1 protein-coding gene is annotated in these 280 nt (G+C 57.9%); it reads right to left on the bottom strand.

Annotated features, from left to right (window positions below; all coding sequences use genetic code 11):
- A partial coding sequence (locus E0D98_RS26475; RefSeq protein WP_240723795.1) for an MbeB family mobilization protein occupies window positions 1-280 on the bottom strand: 280 nt, incomplete at both ends.

Here is a 280-nt window from a genome sequence, read left to right as displayed (position 1 = left end):
GCCCGTGACGCAAAGCGCCGTCAGCGACGGGTACAGTATCCGCCCTTTGACCAGCTTCCAGAGCAGCTCTTCCTGCCGCCGGGCCAGTTCGTTCTCTGTGGCGCTGAACTGCGCGTTCACGGCACTGCTCAGCGTCTCCAGTTGTTCTTTCAGCGCTGCTGTGTGTGCGCTGATAGCGTCTCTGATTTTCTGCCCGTTTAAGTTCAGTTCCCTGTCTACAGACGCTTCGAGCTTCCTGAACTCGCTGTTCAGCATGTTCTCTGTAGAGACGGCACGCTCT

Origin of the sequence: Escherichia sp. KCJ4928 (genome assembly GCF_004352695.1) — a bacterium.
In the GTDB taxonomy this organism is placed as follows: domain Bacteria; phylum Pseudomonadota; class Gammaproteobacteria; order Enterobacterales; family Enterobacteriaceae; genus ECMA0423.
The sequence above is the reverse complement of the archived record's forward strand: the minus strand, read 5'-3'. Positions and strand labels throughout refer to the sequence as shown.